The organism is Solidesulfovibrio carbinolicus, from assembly GCF_004135975.1.
Taxonomy (GTDB): Bacteria; Desulfobacterota; Desulfovibrionia; order Desulfovibrionales; family Desulfovibrionaceae; genus Solidesulfovibrio; species Solidesulfovibrio carbinolicus.
The window spans coordinates 621,299-642,192 of record NZ_CP026538.1 but is presented as its reverse complement, the minus strand read 5'-3'; the positions used below and the strand labels follow the sequence as shown (position 1 = coordinate 642,192).

Annotated in this window: 26 protein-coding genes; 17 read left to right on the top strand and 9 right to left on the bottom strand. The window is 66.8% G+C overall.

Annotated elements, in window-relative coordinates:
* Window positions 1–88 precede the first annotated feature (88 nt).
* The 3 genes from C3Y92_RS02915 to C3Y92_RS02905 all read left to right on the top strand — a co-directional run bounded on the left by C3Y92_RS02915 (window position 89) and on the right by C3Y92_RS02905 (window position 1,962).
* Window positions 89–448, top strand: coding sequence for a hypothetical protein (locus C3Y92_RS02915; RefSeq protein ID WP_129349329.1), 360 nt, complete (start codon window positions 89–91; stop codon window positions 446–448).
* Window positions 449–466: 18 nt separating this feature from the next.
* A complete protein-coding gene (locus C3Y92_RS02910; RefSeq protein WP_129349327.1) occupies window positions 467–1,096 on the top strand; it encodes a tetratricopeptide repeat protein in 630 nt (209 codons plus the stop codon).
* A 161-nt stretch (window positions 1,097–1,257) separates the two neighbouring features.
* Entirely contained in the window at window positions 1,258–1,962 is a 705-nt protein-coding gene (locus C3Y92_RS02905; RefSeq protein ID WP_129349318.1) for a DVU0298 family protein, read from the top strand.
* A 143-nt stretch (window positions 1,963–2,105) separates the two neighbouring features.
* Here C3Y92_RS02905 and C3Y92_RS02900 read toward each other — a convergent pair whose 3' ends face one another.
* The gene (locus C3Y92_RS02900) at window positions 2,106–3,740 is read right to left on the bottom strand and encodes a transporter substrate-binding domain-containing protein (RefSeq protein WP_129349316.1); all 1,635 of its coding nucleotides are present in this window, start codon (window positions 3,738–3,740) and stop codon (window positions 2,106–2,108) included.
* 419 nt (window positions 3,741–4,159) lie between these two features.
* Between C3Y92_RS02900 and C3Y92_RS02895 the strand changes: the two genes are divergently transcribed.
* Window positions 4,160–4,504, top strand: coding sequence for a DVU0772 family protein (locus tag C3Y92_RS02895; protein ID WP_129349314.1), 345 nt, complete (start codon window positions 4,160–4,162; stop codon window positions 4,502–4,504).
* 156 nt (window positions 4,505–4,660) lie between these two features.
* Window positions 4,661–5,386, top strand: coding sequence for a metallophosphoesterase family protein (locus C3Y92_RS02890; RefSeq protein ID WP_129355770.1), 726 nt, complete (start codon window positions 4,661–4,663; stop codon window positions 5,384–5,386).
* Between the two features lie 6 nt (window positions 5,387–5,392).
* On the opposite strand, the gene C3Y92_RS02885 is transcribed toward C3Y92_RS02890, so the two are convergent.
* Genes C3Y92_RS02885 through C3Y92_RS02870 form a run of 4 tightly spaced genes read right to left on the bottom strand, consistent with a single transcriptional unit; the run spans window position 5,393 to window position 7,947 of the window.
* Window positions 5,393–5,839, bottom strand: coding sequence for an NUDIX hydrolase (locus C3Y92_RS02885; RefSeq protein ID WP_129349312.1), 447 nt, complete (start codon window positions 5,837–5,839; stop codon window positions 5,393–5,395).
* Between the two features lie 22 nt (window positions 5,840–5,861).
* Window positions 5,862–7,223, bottom strand: a complete 1,362-nt coding sequence (locus C3Y92_RS02880; protein WP_129349310.1) for a trypsin-like peptidase domain-containing protein — start codon at window positions 7,221–7,223, stop codon at window positions 5,862–5,864.
* Between the two features lie 38 nt (window positions 7,224–7,261).
* On the bottom strand, window positions 7,262–7,693 hold the full coding sequence (locus C3Y92_RS02875; RefSeq protein ID WP_129349308.1) for an Hsp20/alpha crystallin family protein: 432 nt from the start codon (window positions 7,691–7,693) through the stop codon (window positions 7,262–7,264).
* 38 nt (window positions 7,694–7,731) lie between these two features.
* The gene (locus C3Y92_RS02870) at window positions 7,732–7,947 is read right to left on the bottom strand and encodes a Trm112 family protein (protein WP_129349306.1); all 216 of its coding nucleotides are present in this window, start codon (window positions 7,945–7,947) and stop codon (window positions 7,732–7,734) included.
* 99 nt (window positions 7,948–8,046) lie between these two features.
* On the opposite strand from C3Y92_RS02870, the gene C3Y92_RS02865 reads away from it, so the two are divergent.
* From C3Y92_RS02865 to motA, 5 genes are all read left to right on the top strand, one after another.
* On the top strand, window positions 8,047–8,949 hold the full coding sequence (locus C3Y92_RS02865; RefSeq protein ID WP_129349304.1) for a PHP domain-containing protein: 903 nt from the start codon (window positions 8,047–8,049) through the stop codon (window positions 8,947–8,949).
* Between the two features lie 32 nt (window positions 8,950–8,981).
* Window positions 8,982–9,290, top strand: coding sequence for a 50S ribosomal protein L21 (rplU, locus tag C3Y92_RS02860; protein WP_006919251.1), 309 nt, complete (start codon window positions 8,982–8,984; stop codon window positions 9,288–9,290).
* Between the two features lie 25 nt (window positions 9,291–9,315).
* On the top strand, window positions 9,316–9,597 hold the full coding sequence (gene rpmA / locus C3Y92_RS02855) for a 50S ribosomal protein L27 (RefSeq protein WP_129349302.1): 282 nt from the start codon (window positions 9,316–9,318) through the stop codon (window positions 9,595–9,597).
* Between the two features lie 214 nt (window positions 9,598–9,811).
* Window positions 9,812–10,840 (top strand): flagellar motor protein MotB, encoded by a 1,029-nt coding sequence (locus C3Y92_RS02850; protein ID WP_129349300.1) that lies wholly within the window; start codon window positions 9,812–9,814, stop codon window positions 10,838–10,840.
* Between the two features lie 27 nt (window positions 10,841–10,867).
* Entirely contained in the window at window positions 10,868–11,734 is an 867-nt protein-coding gene (gene motA / locus C3Y92_RS02845) for a flagellar motor stator protein MotA (protein WP_129349298.1), read from the top strand.
* An 88-nt stretch (window positions 11,735–11,822) separates the two neighbouring features.
* On the opposite strand, the gene C3Y92_RS02840 is transcribed toward motA, so the two are convergent.
* Complete coding sequence (locus C3Y92_RS02840) at window positions 11,823–12,296, bottom strand: hypothetical protein (RefSeq protein ID WP_235669589.1); 474 nt, start codon at window positions 12,294–12,296, stop codon at window positions 11,823–11,825.
* Between the two features lie 139 nt (window positions 12,297–12,435).
* Here C3Y92_RS02840 and C3Y92_RS02835 point away from each other — a divergent pair, with 139 nt between their 5' ends.
* From C3Y92_RS02835 to C3Y92_RS02815, 5 genes are all read left to right on the top strand, one after another.
* Window positions 12,436–13,248 (top strand): transporter substrate-binding domain-containing protein, encoded by an 813-nt coding sequence (locus tag C3Y92_RS02835; RefSeq protein ID WP_129349296.1) that lies wholly within the window; start codon window positions 12,436–12,438, stop codon window positions 13,246–13,248.
* 122 nt (window positions 13,249–13,370) lie between these two features.
* Window positions 13,371–13,769 carry a hypothetical protein gene (locus tag C3Y92_RS02830; RefSeq protein ID WP_129349294.1) on the top strand — a complete coding sequence of 133 codons (399 nt, stop codon included), beginning with the start codon at window positions 13,371–13,373 and terminating at the stop codon, window positions 13,767–13,769.
* A 93-nt stretch (window positions 13,770–13,862) separates the two neighbouring features.
* Window positions 13,863–14,612 carry an amino acid ABC transporter permease gene (locus tag C3Y92_RS02825; protein WP_129349292.1) on the top strand — a complete coding sequence of 250 codons (750 nt, stop codon included), beginning with the start codon at window positions 13,863–13,865 and terminating at the stop codon, window positions 14,610–14,612.
* A 24-nt stretch (window positions 14,613–14,636) separates the two neighbouring features.
* Window positions 14,637–14,897 carry a glutaredoxin family protein gene (locus C3Y92_RS02820; protein ID WP_129349290.1) on the top strand — a complete coding sequence of 87 codons (261 nt, stop codon included), beginning with the start codon at window positions 14,637–14,639 and terminating at the stop codon, window positions 14,895–14,897.
* A gap of 1 nt (window position 14,898) precedes the next feature.
* Window positions 14,899–15,240, top strand: a complete 342-nt coding sequence (locus C3Y92_RS02815) for a ferredoxin-thioredoxin reductase catalytic domain-containing protein (protein ID WP_129349288.1) — start codon at window positions 14,899–14,901, stop codon at window positions 15,238–15,240.
* Window positions 15,241–15,335: 95 nt separating this feature from the next.
* On the opposite strand, the gene tmk is transcribed toward C3Y92_RS02815, so the two are convergent.
* A complete protein-coding gene (gene tmk, locus C3Y92_RS02810) occupies window positions 15,336–15,965 on the bottom strand; it encodes a dTMP kinase (protein WP_129349286.1) in 630 nt (209 codons plus the stop codon).
* Window positions 15,941–16,972, bottom strand: a complete 1,032-nt coding sequence (locus C3Y92_RS02805) for a 3'-5' exoribonuclease YhaM family protein (protein WP_235669588.1) — start codon at window positions 16,970–16,972, stop codon at window positions 15,941–15,943. The genes tmk and C3Y92_RS02805 overlap by 25 nt, the downstream gene beginning before the upstream one ends.
* A gap of 148 nt (window positions 16,973–17,120) precedes the next feature.
* Between C3Y92_RS02805 and surE the strand changes: the two genes are divergently transcribed.
* Window positions 17,121–17,888 (top strand): 5'/3'-nucleotidase SurE, encoded by a 768-nt coding sequence (gene surE / locus C3Y92_RS02800; protein ID WP_129349284.1) that lies wholly within the window; start codon window positions 17,121–17,123, stop codon window positions 17,886–17,888.
* 150 nt (window positions 17,889–18,038) lie between these two features.
* Window positions 18,039–19,004 carry a diguanylate cyclase gene (locus C3Y92_RS02795; protein ID WP_129349282.1) on the top strand — a complete coding sequence of 322 codons (966 nt, stop codon included), beginning with the start codon at window positions 18,039–18,041 and terminating at the stop codon, window positions 19,002–19,004.
* Window positions 19,005–19,147: 143 nt separating this feature from the next.
* Here the strand turns inward: C3Y92_RS02795 and C3Y92_RS02790 are convergent, their stop codons facing one another.
* Window positions 19,148–20,659: a DUF4405 domain-containing protein gene (locus C3Y92_RS02790; protein ID WP_129349280.1), complete on the bottom strand. Its 1,512-nt coding sequence runs from the start codon at window positions 20,657–20,659 to the stop codon at window positions 19,148–19,150.
* Window positions 20,660–20,894 lie beyond the last annotated feature (235 nt).

Sequence of the window (20,894 nt, the reverse complement as noted above, 5' to 3'; positions counted from 1 at the left end):
GGCGCGCCTCCGGCATCTTGCCGGCAACACGCCACAACTATGACTTTTCTTGAAAATACGTTCGTATTTTAAGAAACGAGAGAGACGCATGGCCCACAGTCCCGAAGAGCTGGCCGAACTCAAGCGCGCCATCTACGACAAGGTCAAACCCCGTCGCCGCAAGTTCATCGACAAGATCGGCTACGACAACTGGGACCCCTTCCAGGAACCCATGGACCCGCTGGACCTGCGCGAGGACGCCTCGCGCCGCACCAGCCAGCAGCTCGTGGCCGAATTTTTGACCACCGTGCCCGGGGCCTCGGAAGAGTTCGCCAAAGGGGCCTGGGAGCTGTGCGTCGGGGTCATGTCCGGCTCCGAACGCCACCGGGGCATGTACAGCTTTTGCAAATGGTACAAGGAACTGCTGGTCCGCGAAGGCCTTGACGCCGAGCTGGGGCCAACCAAATAACGCCGAGAAGGATCATCCATGGATTACACCGCCCGCACTCCCGACGAATTCATCGACGAGCTTAAAAAACGCCTGTCCCAGAACCCCGGCTGCGGCGTGTCCCACTACAACCTGGGCACGGCCTACGTGGCCAAGGGACGCCTGATCGAGGCCGAGGCGGAATTCCACCAGGCCGTGGAGTGTTCGCCGAGCCTGGCCGAGGGCTATGTGCAGCTCGGCGGCCTGGCCATGAACAAGGGCGACCTCGACGGCTGTCTGGAATGGAACGAAAAGGCCTGCCGGGCCCGGCCCCTTTTCGCCGTGCCCTACGGCAACATCGGCTTTGTCCATCTCCAGCGCGGCGACATCGAAAAGGCCGAAAAGGCCCTGCGCCGGGCGATTAAGATCGACGAGAAGTACGTCCAGGCCCTGGCCACCCTGGGCAGCGCCCTTTTTATGCAGGGCAAGCTGGACGCGGCCGAGAACTTCAGCCAGAAGGCCCTGGCCATCGAACCCCAGTTCGGGCCGGCCATCAACAATCTGGCCCTGGTGGCCATGGAGCGCGGCGATTTCGCCAAGGCCCAGGAGCTGGTCGCCCAGGCCCGGGCCACCGGCTTCGAGCCCCATCCCGACATGGTGCGCGAGATCGAAGCCGCCCTGAAGGCCTAACGCCGCGCCCTTGAAAGCTGCCGTGGCCGTGTTGCACGAACAGGCCATGGTTTCGGTGAGTTGACAGCAAAACGCCGCCCGCTTCCGGCGACGATTCGACACGGGTCACTTGCCGCCTCGCCGACGCCATGGCGTCGGCGAGGCGTTTTTGGAGCGCCGCCATGCCCTCCCGCCGCCGCCTCATGACCGACGTTCGCGAGGCTCTTGCGTTGCCGACCGCCGAGGCCGCCCTGGCCGCCCTGGCCCCCATCGCGCCCATCAACCGCCAGGGACCGCTTTTTTCCCTGCTCCTCAGTCCCGAGGCCGTCATCGGCTGGCGGGCCGTGGTGGCCTTTGGCGCGTCCATGGCCGACATGGCCGCCACGCGCCTGGAAGACGCCCGGGAGGTTTGGCGCAACCTCATGTGGCGGGTCAACGAGGAGTCGGGCAACATCGCCTGGGGCATCCCCCAGTGCATGGGCGAAACGCTCGCCCGCACGCCGACGCTTGCCGCCGACTACCACCGCATTCTTATTTCCTACGTCCAGGACATGGAGGGCGACTGCACCTTCATCGACCACGCGCCCTTGCGCCTGGGGGCCTGGTGGGCCATCGCCCGGCTGGCCCAGGCCGCGCCCCAGCTGGCCGCCCGGGCCTTGCCGGAACTGACCGCCGCTCTGGACGACTGCTCCCCCGAAGCCCGGGGGCTGGCCGCCCTGGCCATCGAGCGTATCAAGCCCTCTCCCGCCAAGACCTTGCTGGCCGCCCTGTCCCGGGCCGCCGCCGATCCGGCTACGTTCACGCGCTTTGACGGCTGGGATCTCGTGCCCGACACCGTGGCCGCCCGGGGCCAGGCCGCCCTGGCCGCCTGCCGGCTGTGCGGCTAGTTTCGGGTCCGCGCAAAGCGCCCATGGCGCCTTGCGGACAAGAAACTAAAATCATTAATTTTTCAAAAAATACTATCGTATTTTTTAAGGGATGCGGCGGCTAGGGTCGCACGCCTGGAAGCGTCCGGGGGCGTTTTCCGCCCTCAACGCGCCGCTGTAAGGCCCGGCAGCAAGACCCGCACCGTGACCTGATCGGGTTCGCCGAGGTCCAGGACCGCGTCGCCGCCGTGGGCCCGGGCGATGAGCCGGGCCGAATAGGTTCCAAGGCCGGTCCCGAAGGTCTTGCCCCGGGTGACGTATTTCTCGAAAAACGTGTCCACGATGTCCGGCGGCACTTGGCCTTGGTTGCGCACGGCGACCGTCCCGTCGGGAAGCCGGATGTCGATCGCGACTTCCCCGCCTTGGGGCGAGGCCTCAGCCGCGTTTTTGAGCAGATTCTCGAACAGGTTGCCCAGCAGATTGGCGTCCCCCCGGGCCAGGGCGCGGTCCACGGCCCCGGCCGGCCGCCCGTCCAGGGACACGGCAAAGGCAAGTCCCTTGAGGGCGAAAAGCTTGTCCAGATTGACCCGCGCCGCCCGGATGATCCCGAGCACGTCGCAATCGGCCTTGGCGACGTGATAGGTTCCTTTCTCCATCCGGGCCAGATCGCCGGCCAGGCGAATGGTGGCCAACATGCGCCGGCCGGAGGTGGCGGCATGGCGCAAGAGCTCCCGTTGCTGGGGCGTCAGGTTTTCCTCGGTTTCCAGCAGCTCCGGAATGCCGATGATCCCGGACAGGGGCGTGACCAGATCGTGGCGGATGATCTGCTCCACGTCCTCGCGCATCCGCTCAAGCTCCTCCCGGCGCTCGATCTCCCGGCGCAGCGCCGTGTTGAGCCGCTTGACCTTGATCGCCCATACCCCGCCCAGGGCGGCCAAGGCCAGGACCGCGCCCAGCACCTTGGCCAAGGCTCCGTAATCCGTCACGGTCTGGACGTTGATGGACACGTGCCGGTTCTCGATGGCCGCCCGCTCGGCCGTGGTAATGGTGTCGATGCCCTTGTTGAGGATATCGACCAGCGTCCGGTCGTCGCCGACAACGCCCAGGCCCAGGTTGTTGGCATAGTACGGGAGCTGGCCGGCGATTTTGAGATTGAACAGCCCGCGCTTCTTGATGGTGTAGGCGGCGACGATGAGCGAGCGCATGGTCATGTCCGCCTGGCGGTCGGACACCATGGCGATGGCCTCGTCCTCGCTGGCCGTGGTGAGGATGTTGAGGTTGGGGTAGTCTCGGCGGATCAGTTCTTCCATGGCCGTGCCCGAGGGAAAGACGATGGTCTCGCCGTCTAGCCGGCCCGGGTCGGCGATGAAGGCATGCTCCTCGCGGGTGATAAAGACGTTGACGTCGCTTAAAAGCGGTCGGGTGAACAGCAGCCACTGCTCGCGTTGGGGCGTCCGGTTGAGGAAGCTGAGCGCCCGGCAGCGGCCCTGGCGCGCCGCTTCAAGGCTTTCGTCCCAGGAGGCGGTGGGCACAAGCGTAAAGCGCAGGCCAGTGCGTTCGGCCACAAGCCCGAGCAGGTCGGCGGCGATGCCGACGTGGCGGCCGGCGGCGTCGATGGTCTCAAACGGCGGCCAGTCCGGGTCCACGCACAGGGTGACCACACCCCGTTCAGCCACGTAGCGGGCTTCGGGCGGCGAGAGTTCCACGGCCAGGACCGCCGCCGGAGCCAGAACCATCCAAGCCAGACACAGCCCCCCAAGGAGCCGGGCCAGAACCGTTGCCCACGGCCGCGGCCGCAACGCCGTCCGGCCGGCCTCTCCACCCAACGCCCCACGCCTCGCCGCCAGCCCCTTGCCCGCCCTCGGTCTCGGATGCGTCACGCCTCACCCTCCCCCGACGCGGCAGTCCCGCTTCGGTCCGCCAGTTCGCCGTTGCCGCGATCTCGCCAGCCCCCCTTGGCGGACAGCCAACGCCTGTCCCCTCCAGCCCAAGGCCGAACAAATGCGGACTCAATCGCCATACGCCGGCACGATAGACCGATTGGCGCTGCCCTGAAAGCAAGATTTTTCATAAATAAATTCCAATAAATATGATTTATCGGCGGTTCTTCTTCCAGCTTTTTGCCATTTCCTGCTTGACCAGAGGACAAAATGGATTAGATTTGTCTCATATCGGTTGCAGACAACGAAACGCGAAACCCGCGCCATGGAGGATACGCATGCAGACGCAGCACGACCTGTCCGGCCTTGTCATCGATTGGGACATGACCCCGGAAGACGCCGTGACCTTGTATCTCGAATGGGGAAACAACTCCTGGCATGCCCAGCATAAGCCCGTAACCTCGAAGAACGATTTTTCCACGTATTTCGTGATCAACACCTGGACCGGTGAACCCAAGCTGTCGCTGGTGCGGCGCAACTCCGAGGACTGCGTGGAACTGGCCTCGTTTGAGATCCCCGAGGATCTGGCCGAGGATTTCATGGCCGAGGTGGGATTTAATAAGGGCGTCTACGCCCCCACCGGCGCCATCAAGCAGTGGCTGCAAAACAAGTATTTCAACTAAGGCACACAAATCTCCCAAACGTCTCCTCCGCATAACCCCCCGCATCATCCCTCCAAGTACATGACGCGCTCCCGGGTGGATAGGCCCCGGGGGCGCGTCCGTCTTTTTGGCGGGGCTGCCCTTGCCGGCCGCCCGGCGACGTGCCACACTTTGCCCATGTTTCTGGCCCTGCTCGCCGACATCCACGGCAATCTCGAAGCCCTGACCGCCGTCCTGGCCGACCTGGACGCCCGCCGCCCCGGCATCGCCGTCAGCCTGGGCGACAACATCGGCTACGGCCCCGATCCCGAGGGCGTGCTGGAGATATTGGCGGCTCGCGCCATCCCCAGCGTACGCGGCAACCACGAATGGGCGGCCGTGGACCCGTCCCGGCGGCGGGGACTCAACGACCAGGCCCGGGAAGCGCTCACGCGCACGTGTGAACTCCTCTCCCCGGCCGCCCTGGCCCGCATCGCCAACTACCCGGCCTCCATGACCGTGGCCGGCTGCCGGCTGGTCCACGGGCTGCCACCCAACGACACCACGAGCTATCTGTTCGAGGCCGGCGAGACGACCCTGCGCCGGGCCTTTTTGCGCACGCCCGAGCGCGTGTCCTTCGTCGGCCACACCCACATGCTGGAGGGCGCGAGCCTGCGCGGCCGCGAGGTGGACCGTTTCGAGCTGTCGGTGGGGGACAATCCGCTGGAGGCGGCCGCGCGCCATATCGTCAACGTGGGGTCGGTGGGCCAGCCGCGCGACGGTGACAACCGGGCCAAGTACGGGCTCTACGACACCGAGTCGGGCGTGCTGGAAATCCGGGCCGTGGCCTACGATGTCGAGGCCACGGCCCGCAAGATCATTGAGCGGGGATTGCCGGAGCGCTATGCCCGGCGGCTGCGCTGAAAGGCGCTAACGCGCCTGGGCGGCGAGCAGCGTGCGGACCAGTGGCAGGACGGCATCCCGCGTGAGCGGAGCCAGGGGCAAGTCGCCCAGGGCAAAGGGGTCCACCCAGACGGCCTCCTCGATCTCGGCCCGGGGGGCCAGCGCCCCGCCTGCGGACACATGATAAACCTCGGCTTCCACCAGACAGCCGGATTCGTTGGCCGCCGGGGCCGTGAACCGACCCATGTGCCGCGATGCCTCCATATCGAATGTCAGATCAAGTTCCTCGCGCAACTCCCGGCGCAGCGCGGCCGTCGGAGCCTCGCCGGCCTCGATTTTCCCCCCGGCCTGCATAAAGGCCGTGGTTCCGCGTTTGCGGACGAGCAGCGTGCGCTGGGCGGCGTCCAGAATGACCGCCGCCGCGATGCGGATGACCGGGCAGTCCGGCGAGGCGTTTTCCGTCGCGTTATCCATGTGTTCGCTCCTGAGCGCCGGGCTATTCCACGCCCATCTTGGCGTAATAGCCCCGGCCGCCCCGCTCGATCATGACGAGGATGGTGCGGTTTAAGCGATTGACGTAAACCGCCCGGGTGAAATCGGCCTGGCTGCCGAGCTTTTCGCCGCCGATCTGCACCAGCACGTCGCCCGGGGCCAGGCCCAGGCGGGCCGCCGGCGACCCCGGGCGCACGCTGGACACGCTCACTGCGCGGCCAAACGACACGCTGATGCCCCAACGCGACGCAGCCAGCCCGGCCGCCTCGCGCTCGCCAAAGGCGGCCGGCGCGACCGAAATCTTCTGCTCCTGCTCGCCCCGGCGCACCGTCAGCGTCAGGGCCTCGCCCACGGTGGAGGTGGCCAGCGCCCCCCGGTACTGCCCCTTGTCGTCGAGTTCCGCCCCGCCCACGGCCAGGATCAGGTCCCCGGGCTTGATGCCGGCCTTGTCGGCCGGCGAACCCTGGGCCACTTCGGTCACCAGCATCCCCTTGGGACGCCGCAAGCCAAAGTACCTCGCCGCCCGGACGTCCACGTCCTGGCCGGAAAGCCCGAGCCAGGCCGGGGTCACCCGGCCGCCTTCGACGAGTTGGGCCACCACCCGCCGGGCCTTGTTGATGGGAATGGCGAACCCGATGCCCTCGGCCCCGGCCTGGATGGCCATGTCGATGCCGATGACCTCGCCGGCCAGATTGACCAGCGGGCCGCCGCTGTTGCCGGGATTGATGGCCGCGTCGGTCTGGATGAGGTCGGCGTAGGCTCCGCCTTCGTGCTTGAGCGAGCGTCCCACGGCCGAGACCACGCCCGTGGTCACGGTGTGGGCGTAGCCAAAGGGATTGCCGATGGCGATGACCGTCTCGCCGATCATGATGTCGCCGGAATCGCCCATGGCCGCCTGGGGCAGGTTGCCGCCGCCGGACAGGCGCAACACAGCCACGTCAAAGTCGGCGTCCGCGCCGACCAGGGCGGCGTCGAGCTCCCGGCCGTCCTGGAGCCGGGCCTTGATGACGGCCCCGCCGGCAATGACGTGGGCGTTTGTCAGCACCAGCCCCGCCTTGCCGTCGATGATCACGCCCGAGCCCAGGCTCTCCTGGGTCTCCTGGCGCGGCACGCCGCCCGGTCCCATGAACTGGCGGAAGAATTCCTCATCGAAAAATGGCCCCATGTTCGGCCGGCGCTGGACGGTCTTGGCCGCCGTGATGTTGACCACGGCCGGAGCCACGGCGGCCACGGCCGTGACCACGGGCGTGATGCGGGCCGCTTTATTGGAAGCGGCCCGGGCGCTGACCGACGGCGCGGCCAGCGCCAGAAAACAGGCGAGAAGCAAAAGGGAAAAAGACTTCGTGCACGGGACGAGGCGACCCATGGCAAGCCTCCTTGGCGGAGCGGTTTGGCGGTCTGGCGTCAGCTGATGGGGATGCGGCGGCGCAGGCGTTCGGGGCCGAGCTTGGGCAGGCGCACGTCGAGCAGCCCGTCCTTCATCACGGCCGTCACGTCGGCCCGGGACACCCCTTTGGGCAGTTCAAAAACCCGGGCAAAGGGGCCGTAGGAACGTTCCAGGGCGTGGTAGACCTCGCCCCGGCAGTCTTTCTCGAAGCGGCGCAGGCCCTGGATGACCAATTCCCGGCCGCGCACCTCCACGGCCACGTCCTCCCGGGCCACGCCTGGAAGCTCCAAGGTGACGCGGAAGGCGTCCTCGGTCTCGACCAGATCGGCGGCAGGCTGCCAGACCGGGGCGCAGTCACGGCTGCCCTGGGCGATCTGGTCCAGGCCGCATTCGGTGCGGCCCTCGATCTCGGCCAGGGCCATCCACGGGGTCCAGTGCAGTTTGGCCATAGCGCTCCCTGTCCGGGGAGGAGGTCCCCGGAACGTGGTTACTTGGCGGCGTCGTCCTTGGCCGAACGCTTGCCGGCGTCCCAGTCGGCCTTGGCCACGGCTTCTTCCACCAACATGATGGGGATGTCGTCGCGAACCGGAAACACGATGTCGCAGGTCGGGCAGAAAAGGCCGGCCTCGTTGTCCACAACGGTAAGCGGCCCCTTGCATTTGGGGCAGGCCAGGATGGTCAGCAGATCGGGATGGATGCTCACAGGCGGTCTCCTTGTGCAAACGTGCCCTGGTTCATAGCCAAATCGCGTCCCCGGCGCAATGGAGGTTCACAAGGCCAGCCAACCGGGCTAGGGTCTTCCATGGCGTTTATTGATCTGCATACCCACACCACCGCTTCCGACGGCACGGCCGCTCCCGCCGAGCTGGTGGCCATGGCCGCGTCCAAGGGGCTGGCCGCCGTGGCCATAACCGATCACGACACCCTGGCCGGGCTGCCCGAAGCCCGGGCCGCCGGAGCCGAGCACGGCGTGGAGGTCATCGCCGGAGTCGAGCTGTCCGTGGCCGACGAACGCGGCAGCATCCATCTGGTCGGGCTTTTTCTGCCCGACGCCCCCGGCCCCCTGGCCAAGCGCCTGGACTGGCTGCGGGAGCGCCGCCACGACCGCAACAAGCGCATCCTCGAAAAGCTCGCCGCCCTGGGCGTGCCTCTTCAATATGCGTCCGTCACGGCCCTGGCGCAAGGGGCGGTGGGTCGGCCGCACATCGCCCAGGCCCTTTTGGCCATGGGCGCGGTGACCAGTTTCAAGGAAGCTTTCACCCGTTTTCTGGGCGCTTACGGCAAGGCCTATGTGCCCAAGGACAAATTGCCGCTGCCCGAAGCCATCGAACTCATCCACGCCGAAGGCGGACTGGCCGTGCTGGCCCATCCGTATCTGCTGGGGCTTTCCGGCCCGGCCCTGGCCGAGACCGTGGCCCGCTACCGCGAGGCGGGCCTGGACGCCATCGAGGCCTTTTACACCGAACACTCCCAATATCAGACGCTGGAATACCTGGCCCTGGCCCGCAAGCTGGGACTGGCCGTGTCTGGCGGCTCGGACTACCACGGCGCGGCCAAGCCCGGGGTGGAGCTCGGGCGCGGGCGGGGGAGCCTGCGCATCGACATTGCCGTATTGGACGTTTTGCGAGCCCGACGGGAGCGGCTTTTGGCCACCGGGTCGTCGCTGCCGCAAAAAGGACTTGACGACGCGGCGGCGCAGCGGTAAAGGGACCGTCTTCCCCATCGGAGGTCGATATTATGTACGCAATCGTTATGGCTGGCGGCAAGCAGTATAAGGTCCAGGAAGGGGCCACCATCACCGTGGATCTTTTGGCTGCCGAGGCCGGCTCGGAATACGTGCTGGACAAGGTGCTCATGATCGGCGGCGGCGAAGCCAAGATCGGCGCGCCTTACGTCGCCGGCGCGGCCGTCACCTGCCAGGTGGCCGGGCACGTCAAGGGCAAGAAGATCGTGGTTTTCCACAAGCGTCGCCGCAAGGATTCGCACAAGAAGCAGGGCCATCGCCAGGGCTACACCCAGCTCAAGGTGACGGGCATCCAGGCCTAGCCTCATATTTTGAAGGAGTCGCGACATGGCACATAAAAAAGCAGGCGGCAGCTCCAGAAACGGCCGCGACAGCGCCGGTCAACGGCGTGGCGTCAAGCGTTTCGGCGGCCAGTCGGTTCTGGCCGGCAACATCCTGGTGCGCCAGCTCGGCACCAAGTTCCACCCCGGCACGGGCGTGGGCATGGGCCGGGACTACACGCTGTTTGCGCTGATCGACGGTGTGGTGAAGTTCGAGAAGTACACCCGCAACAACAAGGTCAAGACCCGCATCCACGTGCTGCCGGTCGAGACCGCCGCGGCCGCCTAGGCGTTCGCAGCAACCAAGCTTTCCAGGGCGGAGGGATTGTTCCCTTCGCCCTTTTTGGCGTTTTCGGGAGCCCCGCCCTTCGCGCGCCGACTCGCCCCCCCCTTTCCGCAAAGCCCGGTTGCCCTTTCCCCCGCTCCTGCGTAACAAACGGCCCTAGACAACCGTCCCCTAACGGTTTTGCCCGCGCGGCCGATAGGATGGCGACGGAGGGGTCATGGCCGAGGCCGAACACAAAAAAAACATCATCTTCAAGAAGGTCAAAAAGATCTCGGCCGGCGCCCATGGCGGCTCGTGGAAAGTCGCCTATGCCGACTTGGTCACGGCCATGATGGCGTTTTTCCTGCTCATGTGGCTTTTAAGCAGCGCGCCGCAGGAAAAAAAGGAAGAGATCGCCCAGTATTTCAACGAGTTCAGCTTGTTCAACAACCCCGGCCCATCGGCCACCCTGCTCGACGTCGGCGGCGTGGGGCCGCCGGCTGCCGTGGTCGGCACCGGCGAGGAACGCCCTGACGTGGCCATCGACCGGGGCGGCAAGGAACCCACCGGCGGCCAGGGACAAAATGCCGGCGACATGGCCGGCGGCAAGCACGAAGCGCCCAAGACCAAGGCCGAGGCCGACGCCCTGGCCAAGAGTGAAGCACAGGCTGAAGCGCAGGCGACCGCCCTTGAAAATCAGATCGAACAGGCCTTGGAAAAGGTCTTGCCGGAACTGGCCGGGCAGGTGTCCGTCACCCACGACCGGGACAAGGTGCGCGTCGAGATCATGGACAAGGCTGATCGGCCGCTCTACGATCTCGGCGGCGTGGCCTTACTACCCGACGCCCAGCGCATCCTGACCGCCGTCACCGACGTCATCCGCAAGGAAGGCGTCAAGGTGGCCATCGAGGGCCACACCGACGCCTACCGCTATTCCGGGGCCTATTCCAACTGGGATCTGTCGGCCGGCCGAGCCCTGGCCGCCCGGCGCTTCATGGTCGGCGCGGGGCTTAACCCCGACGCCGTGGCCGAAGTCACGGGCTATTCCGACACCAGGCCCTACGTGGCCGGCAACCCCTACGACCCGAAAAACCGGCGCATCAGTCTGCTGCTGTTCCGCCCGCCCAGGGAAGGCGAACGCGGCGCGGGCGGCGCAGGCGCCGCCGCACCGGCCAAGCCCGCCCCGCCGCGCACGCCGGACGTGGGCGAAGTGCTGGAAAAAAAGATCAACACCATCTACGACAAGTCCACCGAGGGCCAGTTCTAACGGCCGGGCACAAAACAGGATCAACCTATGTTCGTCATACTCGGCACCATCATCCTTCTTGTCTGTGTTACTACCGGATTTGTCTTGGCAAAGGGCAACTTCGATCTGATCCTTGCGGCGCTCCCTCTGGAAATGCTCATGATCGGCGGCGGCGCGCTGGGAGCCTTCGTCATCAGCTCCCCCAAAGATATCCTCTCCCACACCATGAAAAGTGTGTTCACCATTTTTGGCGGCATGGTGACGAGCAAGGCCTACTACACCACCCTGCTCGTCACTCTGTCCGGGCTGTACATGAAAATCCGCCGCGAAGGCCTGGTCGCCATTGAAAAGGACGTGGAAAGACCGGCGGAAAGTCCAATTTTCAGCGAATTTGCCAAAAACAAGAAAAACCACGAAGTGCTGCTTTTCATCTGCGACACCATGCGGATTTTCTCCACGGTCAACATCGAAGCCCATGAGTTCGACAACATCATGGAAGCCGATATCGAATCCACAGTACACGAACTGCTCATCCCCTCCCACGGAGTCAGCAAAATCGCCGACGCGCTGCCGGCCCTGGGCATCGTGGCCTGCGTTTTGGGCGTCGTCATCACCATGGGCAAACTCAACGAACCGCCCGAGGTGCTGGGCTACAGCATCGGCAAGGCTTTGGTCGGCACGTTCCTGGGCGTTTTGCTGGCTTATGGTTTCGCCTCCCCTATAGCCACCAACCTGGAGTATCGGGCCAAAGAGATCGAGCATATTTTGCTTGTGGCCAAAGCGTCGCTGGGGTCGTTCGTCGGCGGCAACCCGCCGCCCGTGGCCCTGGAAGCCGGCCGCCGGGCCATCCCCATCCACTACCGCCCGACCTTCGAGCAGCTCGAGGAAGCCATCAAGGCCAGCAAGGGCAAGTAGCCCGGGTCCTTTCCGAAAACTAAAACGGGCCGGCAACGCTGCACGCGCGTTGCCGGCCCGTTTTCTTGGCGTCTGGGCTCCCGCTCCCTCACGATCCCTTGGGCAAGGCCAGGGCCGCGCAGGGCAGCACCGTTGCCCGGGCCACCAGATCGGCGATGACGCCGATGTCCAGCGGCGTCGATTGCCAGGCTCCCGAGGCGGCGTAGCCCCGGGCCTCGGCGTAGGCAAAGTCCACCTGCCCGGCCGGGGTCACCGTCAGCCCGAGGACGAGAAACCCCCGGGCCGCCGTTTCCTGGCCGGCCGGCGGCGCGGGACAGGCCCCGGCCAGGCGCGGCACGGCGTATTCCGCCGTCAGCCGCACCTCCGTTGCGCCGCCTGGGCCGTCAAAGGACTCCCAGGTGGTGGCCGCGATGCCCGGCGACAGGGCCAGGAGTTGGGACAGGGTGCGCCCGCCCGGCCCGTCGGGCCGCCAATTGCGGGCTTCCGTCTCGGCCCTGGGCGCGAAACAGCCGGCCAAGGTCGCCGCCATCGCCAAAGTCAGCCACAGCATCCGTCCAGGCATGTCCCTTCCTCCTTGCCCCTTGTTCCGGGCCGTCTTACTCTTGTCCCGCCAACAGGTTTCTTTTCGCCGTTTTTCTGCTAGGCATTCCTGTATGGCGGGCTTCCCGCCCAAGCCCAACCCTTTACCCCGGAGAAACGCCATGATCCGCTTCATACGCGTCGTGTGCCTTGCCTTCGTGGCCCTGACCATGTGCTGCGGCACAGCCCTGGCCATAACCCCCTACGACATCTACGAAGGCAGCGCCCTGCGCCAGATCGTCAAGCGCGGCAAACTCGTCGTCGGCATGGAACTCAAATTCTGGCCCTTCGAGTACGTGGACGAGAAGGGCAAGCCCGTGGGCTTTGACGTGGACATCGCCAGAACCCTGGCCGAACGCCTGGGCGTGGAACTCGAAATCAAGGACATGGAGTGGACCGGGCTTATCCCGGCGCTCACCTCGGGCAAGATCGACCTGATCATTTCCGGCATCACCGGCACCCTGGAGCGGGCCAAGACCATCACCTTCTCCTCGCCCTATTTCACCACCGGCCTGTGCATCCTGGCAAGCGTCCAGAAAGCTCCGGACCTGGCCGACGCCGCCGGCCTGGACAAGCCCGGGCGGGTCATCGCCGTCAAGACCGGCACCACCGCCGACATCGTGGCCGCCAAGCGGTTCCCCAAGGCCACCATCAACCGCTACCAGGAAGAGACCGCCTGCGCCGCCGACGTGGCCGCCGGCCGGGCCGACGCCTTCATCTACGACCAGATTTCCATCGCCAAGCACCACAAACAGCATCCCGAGACCACCAAGGCCCTGCTCACGCCCTTTACCTACGAGCCGTTCTGCATCGCCATGCAAAAAGGCGACTTCGACCTGTGGCAGTATGTCGAGATGTATATCGCCTCCATCAAGGCCGACGGCACCCTTGAGACCTTGCGCGCCAAGCATTTCAAGGACATCCTCGGCAAATGACGCCGCGCCGCCCCAACCCTGCCGGCCCTGTCCCGCCTGTGCGCGGCGACAGGGCCGGCGTGCTCCCCAGCATCCGGGCTGTCCCGACCGGACGCCCCAACCGCCGCCTGTCTGGAGACGCCATGCCCCTTGTTCGCCGCTTCCTGACCGCCCTGCTGCTGCTGGGCCTGCTCGCCGCCCGGCCGCTGCCGGCGGCAGCCGACACCGAACAGGTGTTCGCCCACCTCTTCGTCGTGCCGGCCGCCCTGGCCGACGGCTCAAGCGCCCTGGCCGCCGCCGCCGCCCTGGAGGCCTGGCTGGCCGAAACCTACGGCGGCTTCACCCGCCTGGGGGGCGGAGTCGGCGGCTGGAAAAACGAAACCGGCCAGGTCGAGACCGAGGCCAACGCCGTCTATCTGACCACGGCCCCGCGCGACGTGTCCAAGGACATCGCCGCCCGGCTGGCCGGGGATTTCGGCGTGCGCGTGCCTTACGTGCTGGTGTTGCCGGCCGGGGCGTTCACGGCCCCCAAGGGCCGATGATCGGACGGCCATTGAAGACCTCCCGCCGCCCCCTGCGACCCGGTGGACACCTGCCCGCCGCTGCCCCGCGCCTTTTCCCGGAGTGTTGCTGACATGGCCCGTCTTGCCGTGCGTTTCGCCATCCTGGCCGTTCTGGCCGGCCTGTCCTGGCTGGTGCTGTCGCGTCTGCGCTACCATTGGGACTGGTCGGCGGTCTGGGCCTACCGGTCGATCTTCGTCGACGGTCTGGGCCTGACCCTGGCCGTGTCCGTGGTGGCCATCACCCTTGGCCTGTGCTTCGGGCTGCTTTCGGGCTTGGCCTCGGTGTCGGGCAACCTCGTGCTTTCGGAGTTGGCCGCCCTGTATGTGGGAGCCTTTCGCGGCACGCCGCTTCTGGTCCAGATCCTTATTTTCTACTTCTGCGTCGGCGTGGTGGTGCGGGTGGACAGCCCCTTTGTCATCGGCACGTTCACCCTGTCGCTTTTCTCCGGGGCCTATATCTCGGAGATGGTGCGGGCCGGGGTGGAGTCCGTGGACCATGGGCAATGGGAAGCGGCCATGTCCTCGGGCATGACCCGGGGCCAGGCCCTGCTTTACGTCGTGCTGCCCCAGGCGGCCCGGCGCATCGTGGCTCCGGTGACCGGCCAGTTCGTGTCGTGCATCAAGGATTCCTCGCTGCTGTCGGTCATCAGCCTGCGCGAGCTGACCAAGGCGGCCGAGGTCATAAACGCCTCAACCTACCGCACCTTCGAGACCTATCTGCCCCTGGCCTTGCTCTATCTGCTGCTGACCTGGCCCCTTTCGCACTTGACCCGGCGGCTGGAAAGGGGAATAGGGAACGGAATGCGAGAAACGCCGCGCTAACGCCGCCAGATCAAGGAGTTTGCCATGTCTGCCGACATCAAGGTCTATGCCCTGAGCACCTGCGTGCACTGCAAGCACGCCAAGGAATTCCTTGAGGAGAAGCACATCCCCTACGACTGCGTCCACGTTGACTTCCTGAGCGGGGAGGAACGGACCAAGATCATGGACATCGTGCGCAAGCTCAACCCCGCCCTGTCCTTCCCCACCATCGTCATCGGCGACAAGGTCATCGTGGGATTCCGGCGCGACGAGCTGCTCACCATGCTGGAAAGCTGCGGCAAATAGCATGGACGCCAAGGAACTTTTCGAAAAGCTCGCGCCCTTGCAAGCGGCCAAGGGGTTTCACTTCAACCCCGACACGGCCATGGTCCTCGACCTCATGGCCGGGCTTTTGACCAACAAGGAACGCTACGGCTACATGGCCTGTCCGTGCCGGCTGGCTTCGGGGAAGTTCGAGCTGGACCGCGACGTGGTGTGTCCGTGCGAGTACCGCGCCCCGGACGTGACCGAATACGGGGCCTGTTTCTGCGGTCTGTACGTGTCCGAGGCGGTGCGCGACGGCAGGCAGCCGCTGCCCGTGGTCCCGGAGCGCCGGCCGGTGGAAAAGACCCTGGCCGCCCTGGGCTAGGGACCCCCACGATAAAGCCCCCTTCTCCCTTTTGGGGGGGCCGGGGGCATCAGGCCCCGGCCGCCGGAGCCATCTTCTCTTTTCTTCCCTCTTCTCTACAGCAGCTTACCCACCACGCCCCAGACCGCCTCGGCCACGGCGTCCGGGGAAGGCGCGGCGTCGATGACGGCAAATCGCGCCGGCTCGGCGGCGGCCAGGGCGCGATAGCCCGCCCGCACCCGCTGGTGGAACTCCAGGCGCTCGGCCTCGAAGCGGCCTTCGGCTTCGGCCGTGCCGGCGGCGGCGTTACGCGAGGTGGCCCGGGTCAGGCCAATGGCCGGATCGAGATCAAGCAGCACGGTCAGGTCCGGGACGACGCCGGCGGCGGCCACGGCATTGAGATTTTGCAGCAAGGCGACGTCGAGTCCCCGGCCGTAGCCCTGGTAGGCCACGGTGGAGTCGGTGTAGCGGTCGCACACCACCACCTGTCCGGCGGCCAGGGCCGGCCGGATCACCTCGGCCACGTGCTGGGCCCGGTCGGCCAGATAGAGGAACAGCTCGGCCCGATCATCAAGGCCGGCGGTCTTTTGGGAGAGCAAAATGGCCCGCAGGGTCTGGCCCAGGGAGCAGCCGCCGGGCTGGCGAGTGCGGCAAACGGTCCGGCCGGCCGCTTCCAGGGCGGCGCAAAGCCGCGTCATCTGGGTGGACTTGCCCGAGCCTTCTACGCCTTCAAAGGTAACAAACACTGGTGGACGTCCTTTTCCTTGGGCTTGGCCGGCCGGGGCGCTTCCGGGCGCGGCGCGCGCGGCGGGTTGTAGAGGTAGCGCTCCAGGGTGCGCACATAGGGCGACCAGCCCCCGGCCTCTTCCTCGTCGCCGAAGACCCCGAAAATCTGGTTCATCTTGGCGTCGATGTTGTCGGCGAAATGCAGGGCAAAGGCCTCGGCGGTCTTGGGCCGACGCGGCGAACCGAACTCGTATTCGCCGTGGTGGGCCAAAAGGATGTGCTTGAAATGCAGGGCCAGTTCCGGCTCCACGCCGCTTTTTTTGAGGATCGGCTCAAGTAGTTCCATGGCGATGACGATGTGGCCCAAAAGCCGTCCGGCGTCGGTGTAGTCCCGGCCCGGGCCGGAGGTCAGCTCCCAGGCCTTGCCCAGGTCGTGGCAGACGGCGGCGGCGAGAAGCGTGTCGCGGTCCAGGGCCGGATAGCGGTCACAGATGGAAAGGGCCAGCCGGGCCACGGCCAGGGTGTGCTCCAGCAGGCCGCCCCGGTAGGAATGGTGGACGCTCTTGGCCCCGGGGGCCTCGATGAGGCGCTCCCGGAATTCGGCATGGCCGAGCACCTTGGCCGTGAACTTGCGCCAGGGCGCGTGGGCGATCTCGGCCCGGCACAGTTCCATGAGCTTTTCCAGCAGCACCTCGGGCGGCTCGGCGCTGGTGGGCACAAAAAGCGAGAGGTCCGGGACGTCGTCCTCGGGAGAGAGCACGGCCAGCCGCTCGATGTTGACTTGCGGCCGGTCGCGGTAGGCCCCGACCTGGCCTTCCACCCGCACGAACTGGCCCGGGGCCAGATCGGCATAGAGGCTGGCGGCCGGACTCCAGATCTTGGCCTCGATCTGGCCGGTGACGTCTTCCAAGACAAGCGTCCAGAACGGCCCGTTTTTCGCTTGGCCCAGCCGCGCGCCGCCGAGGCAGAACACCTCGGCCACGCCCTGGCCGGCGACAAGATCCTTGACGAAGATGTTTTTTTCCATGTGGGTAGGCGCGCGCCGGGTCATCGCGGGCATTGTCGCCCGGTTGGGGCATCTTGGCCGGCGACGTTGCCCGGCCGGCCGGCGGTTGTCAACCGCCGCCGCCTTGGGCATAGTGCCTCGGCCGGAAATCCCGCCGGCAGGAGGCCTCATGCGCATTCTGCTCACCAATGACGACGGCATCCAGGCCGTCGGCATCCGCCATCTCTATAAAGGGCTTATCGACGCCGGCCACGACGTGCTGGTGGCCGCGCCCATTTCCGAACAATCGGCCGTGGGCCACGCCATCACCATCGCTTCGCCGCTGCGGGTCAAGGAATTCGTGGAAAACGGCTTTCGGGGCCTTGGCGTGTCCGGCACCCCGGCCGACTGCGTCAAGCTCGCGCTCACCACGCTCATGCAGGACAAGCCCGACCTCGTGGTCTCGGGCATCAACGCCGGAGCCAACGTCGGCGTGGACATCCTCTATTCCGGCACGGTCTCGGCCGCCACCGAAGGGGCGCTCATGGGCTATCCGGCCGTGGCCGTCTCGGCCGACGACTTCGCCCCGGTCGATCTGCGGGAGCAAGGGGCCTACGTGGCCGACTTCATCGCCGGCCGGCCCTGGGAGGCGCTCGCCCCGCGCACCGTGCTCAACCTCAATTTCCCCAAGCGCCCCATCGCCGAAACCCTGCCCCTGGCCCTGTGCCCGCCCACCCAGGCCGTGTACAACGACTGGTACGTCACCAGGCAAGACCCGCGCGGCCGCGACTACCACTGGCTCACCGGCGTCATCCCCCCCGAGGCGCTCACCCCGGACAGCGACCGGGCGCTTCTCACCAAGGGCCACATCACCCTGACGCCGCTGCGTTTTGAACTGGCCGACGCAGCCTCCATGGAAATCCTGGCCGCCCGACTGGGCGTGCAAGCCCATGGTTGACGGTTGCATTTTTCCGCCAATCCGGCATATCAGCATCGTAAGAAATAACGTCCCAGACGCGGGCCACACTTGATCAGCAGCACCGACCACACCGCCGTCGTCTTCGGGCACACTGCGCCACGCAAAGCGCACCGCCTTTCCGGAACCGGCATGAACATCCTCATCGTCGATGACTCCGACTCCTCACGGCTGCTGCTGTCCACCATCCTCAAGGGAGCCGGATACGTCGATCCCCTGTGCGCCGGTTCGGCCGGCGAAGCGCTCACCCTGCTCGACGAGCGCTGCCAGCGCGGCGAAGCCCCGGACATCGACCTCATCCTCATGGACGTGGTGATGCCCGACATGGACGGCATCGACGCCACGCGCCTGATCAAAGCCGACCCCAGGCTGCGCGACATCCCCATCATCATCGTCACGGTCAAGGACGAAGCGGCCAGCCTGGAGCGCGCCTTCGAGGCCGGGGCCATGGACTTTTTGGCCAAGCCCGTCAACAGCATGGAACTGCGCGCCCGGGTGCGCTCGGCCCTTCGCCTCAAGGAGGAGATGGACCAGCGCAAGGCCCGCGAGCGCGAACTCGAAGCGCTCACCCGCAAATTCGAACAGCTCTCCAACCAGGACGGGCTGACCGGCGTGCCCAACCGCCGCTGCTTCGAGGACGCCTTCCGCAAGGAATGGCTGCGCTCGCGCCGCGACGGCACGCCGCTTTCGGCGCTGATGATCGACATCGACTGTTTCAAGCTCTACAACGACACCTACGGACACCTGCAAGGCGACCTGTGCCTGCGCCGGGTGGCCGAAGCCATCGTCGAAGCCCTCAAGCGCCCCGGCGACTTCGCCGCCCGCTACGGCGGCGAGGAATTCGTGGCCTTGCTGCCCGGCACCGATCTGGCCGGAGCCCTGTCCATCGCCGGCATCATCCGGGGCAACGTCCGGGCCGCCAACATCGAACACGCCAGCTCCCCCGTCGCTGACATCGTCACCGTCAGCATCGGCATCTCCGGCGTGGTCCCCAACATGGACCTGGAACCCGAAACCCTGCTCGCCGCCTCGGACGCCGCCCTCTACCAAGCCAAATCCGCCGGCCGCAACCGCGTCGAAGTGCGGCCGCCGTTGTAAGTAAGTAAGTAAGTAAGTAAGAAAGAGAAGAATGCCTCCGGCGGCCGGGGGCCTGAGGCCCCCGGACCCCCCATATGGGCCCAATGCGAAACGGCCGTCCCGAAGGGGACGGCCGTTTCGCGTTGCGCCGGGGTGAGCGCCAGCTAGGGCGTCGTCACCAGCCGCATGATGTCAGCCGGAGTGCGGTTGTTTTCCAGCGCCAGCTCCTCGAAACTCATGTCGCCAAAGGCCGTGATGCGATGCCGGCCCAGACGCTGCACGGCCACGGACAGCGGAATGTCGTATTCCCGGCAAAAGCTTTGCAGCATCATCTTTTCCAGGCCCGGCGGCGGCGTCACGGGTGCGGCCGGGGCGGCATGGGCCGGCGGTTGGGCCGGGGCGTAGCCGGGCTGGCTCCCCGGGGCCGACGGCGCATAGCCCGGCGTTGCAGGCGCATGCCCCGGCGTCGCCGTCGCGCCGCTCGGAGGCATCGGCGCATAGCCCGGCGGCTGGTAGCCCGGCGTTGCAGGCGCATGGCCCGTGGCCGGCGGCTGGTAGCCCGGAGCGGCCAACGGCGGAGAGCCGGCGGCAGGCGGTTGCTGAGTCGGCGCGTAGCCGGGAACCGGCTGGCCCGACGGCTGGGCTGTCGCGGCCGGCTGGGGCTGATAGACCGGTTGCGGCGACACAGGGGCCTGGCCCGGCTGGCCCGCTTGGGCCGGCGCGGCCGGAGCCGCCTGGACAGCCGGCTGGGCCGGAGCAGCGGCCGATGGCGCGGCGGCCGGAGCCGCCGGCGCGGACGCGGCCGGCTCAGCCGGGGTCGCCACTTCCACGGCCACCGAAGCAGGGGCTTTTTCGGCGCGCAGCGCATCGTAGACGGCAATGGGCAACACGTTGCTGGCCTTGGCGATCTCGGCCAGGGTCCAGGCCGGCTGGGCCTTGAACCCGGACGTGGACAACCGGCCCAGCACCTGGGCCAGATCCAGGCCGTATTCCTCGCAGATGTCCGACAGCTTGCGCCGCCCCAGCCCCGGCGGCGGCTCCTTGGGCAGGCCGGTGATGGTGGTCGTGCCGCCCGACGGCTCCATGACCATCTTGAGCGCCTCGAACACGCCGCCCGGAGCCACCCGGTTTTGCCGGGCGATCTCGGCCAGGGTCAGGTCGCCGCTGTCGGCCTTGATGTTTTTCAGCCGCAACAGCGCCAGCGCCTTTTCCGTGTCCATGCCCATGCGCCGGGCGAAATCGGCCAGGGTCGAGCGCTCGGCCAGGGCATAAGGCGGCTCGCCGTACGTCTCGGCGGCCCGTTCCTGGAGATGGTCGCCCAGTCGCGCCAGTTGAGCCATGGGCGGCGCGCCGGCCAGGGCGGCGGCGAACAGGCCGACCACGACGATCAGACCGGCAAAAAAAGGCTTGGTGAAAACGATCACCATGCCGTCGTCGTCGCGCAGGTGGTCGAGGAAGGCGTCCACATGCAGCATGGCGTGGACCAGGCCGGCGGCGACCACCAGCACACCCATGGCCAGGTGCGCCCCTTCCCAGGCCTGGCGCGACAGGCCAAGAAAGCCCCAGTCCGCCCAGGAGGCCACCCGGGCCGGCGGCGCGGTGAACATCACCAGCCCCGAGACCAGGACGAAAAACAGGCCAAAGAACAAAACCAGGGTGACGGTTTTTTTGAGCATTCAGAAACTCCGTGGCCCGGCCGTGAGCCGGTCCCGTCGTGTTGCCGGCCATCTAGCACGGCTTGGCCGCTTTGCCCATCCCTGCCGCGCCGACCTCCCGGCCGCCCTTCTGTTGACGGGACCTTGCGCATACGCTACCTCCCGGCCCACCCGGCAACAGCTCACGCCTGGCCCGGGTCCCCAAGACACCACGCCACACGCCGGCCGGGGCCTCCCCGCCCGGGCGTTCGGAGCC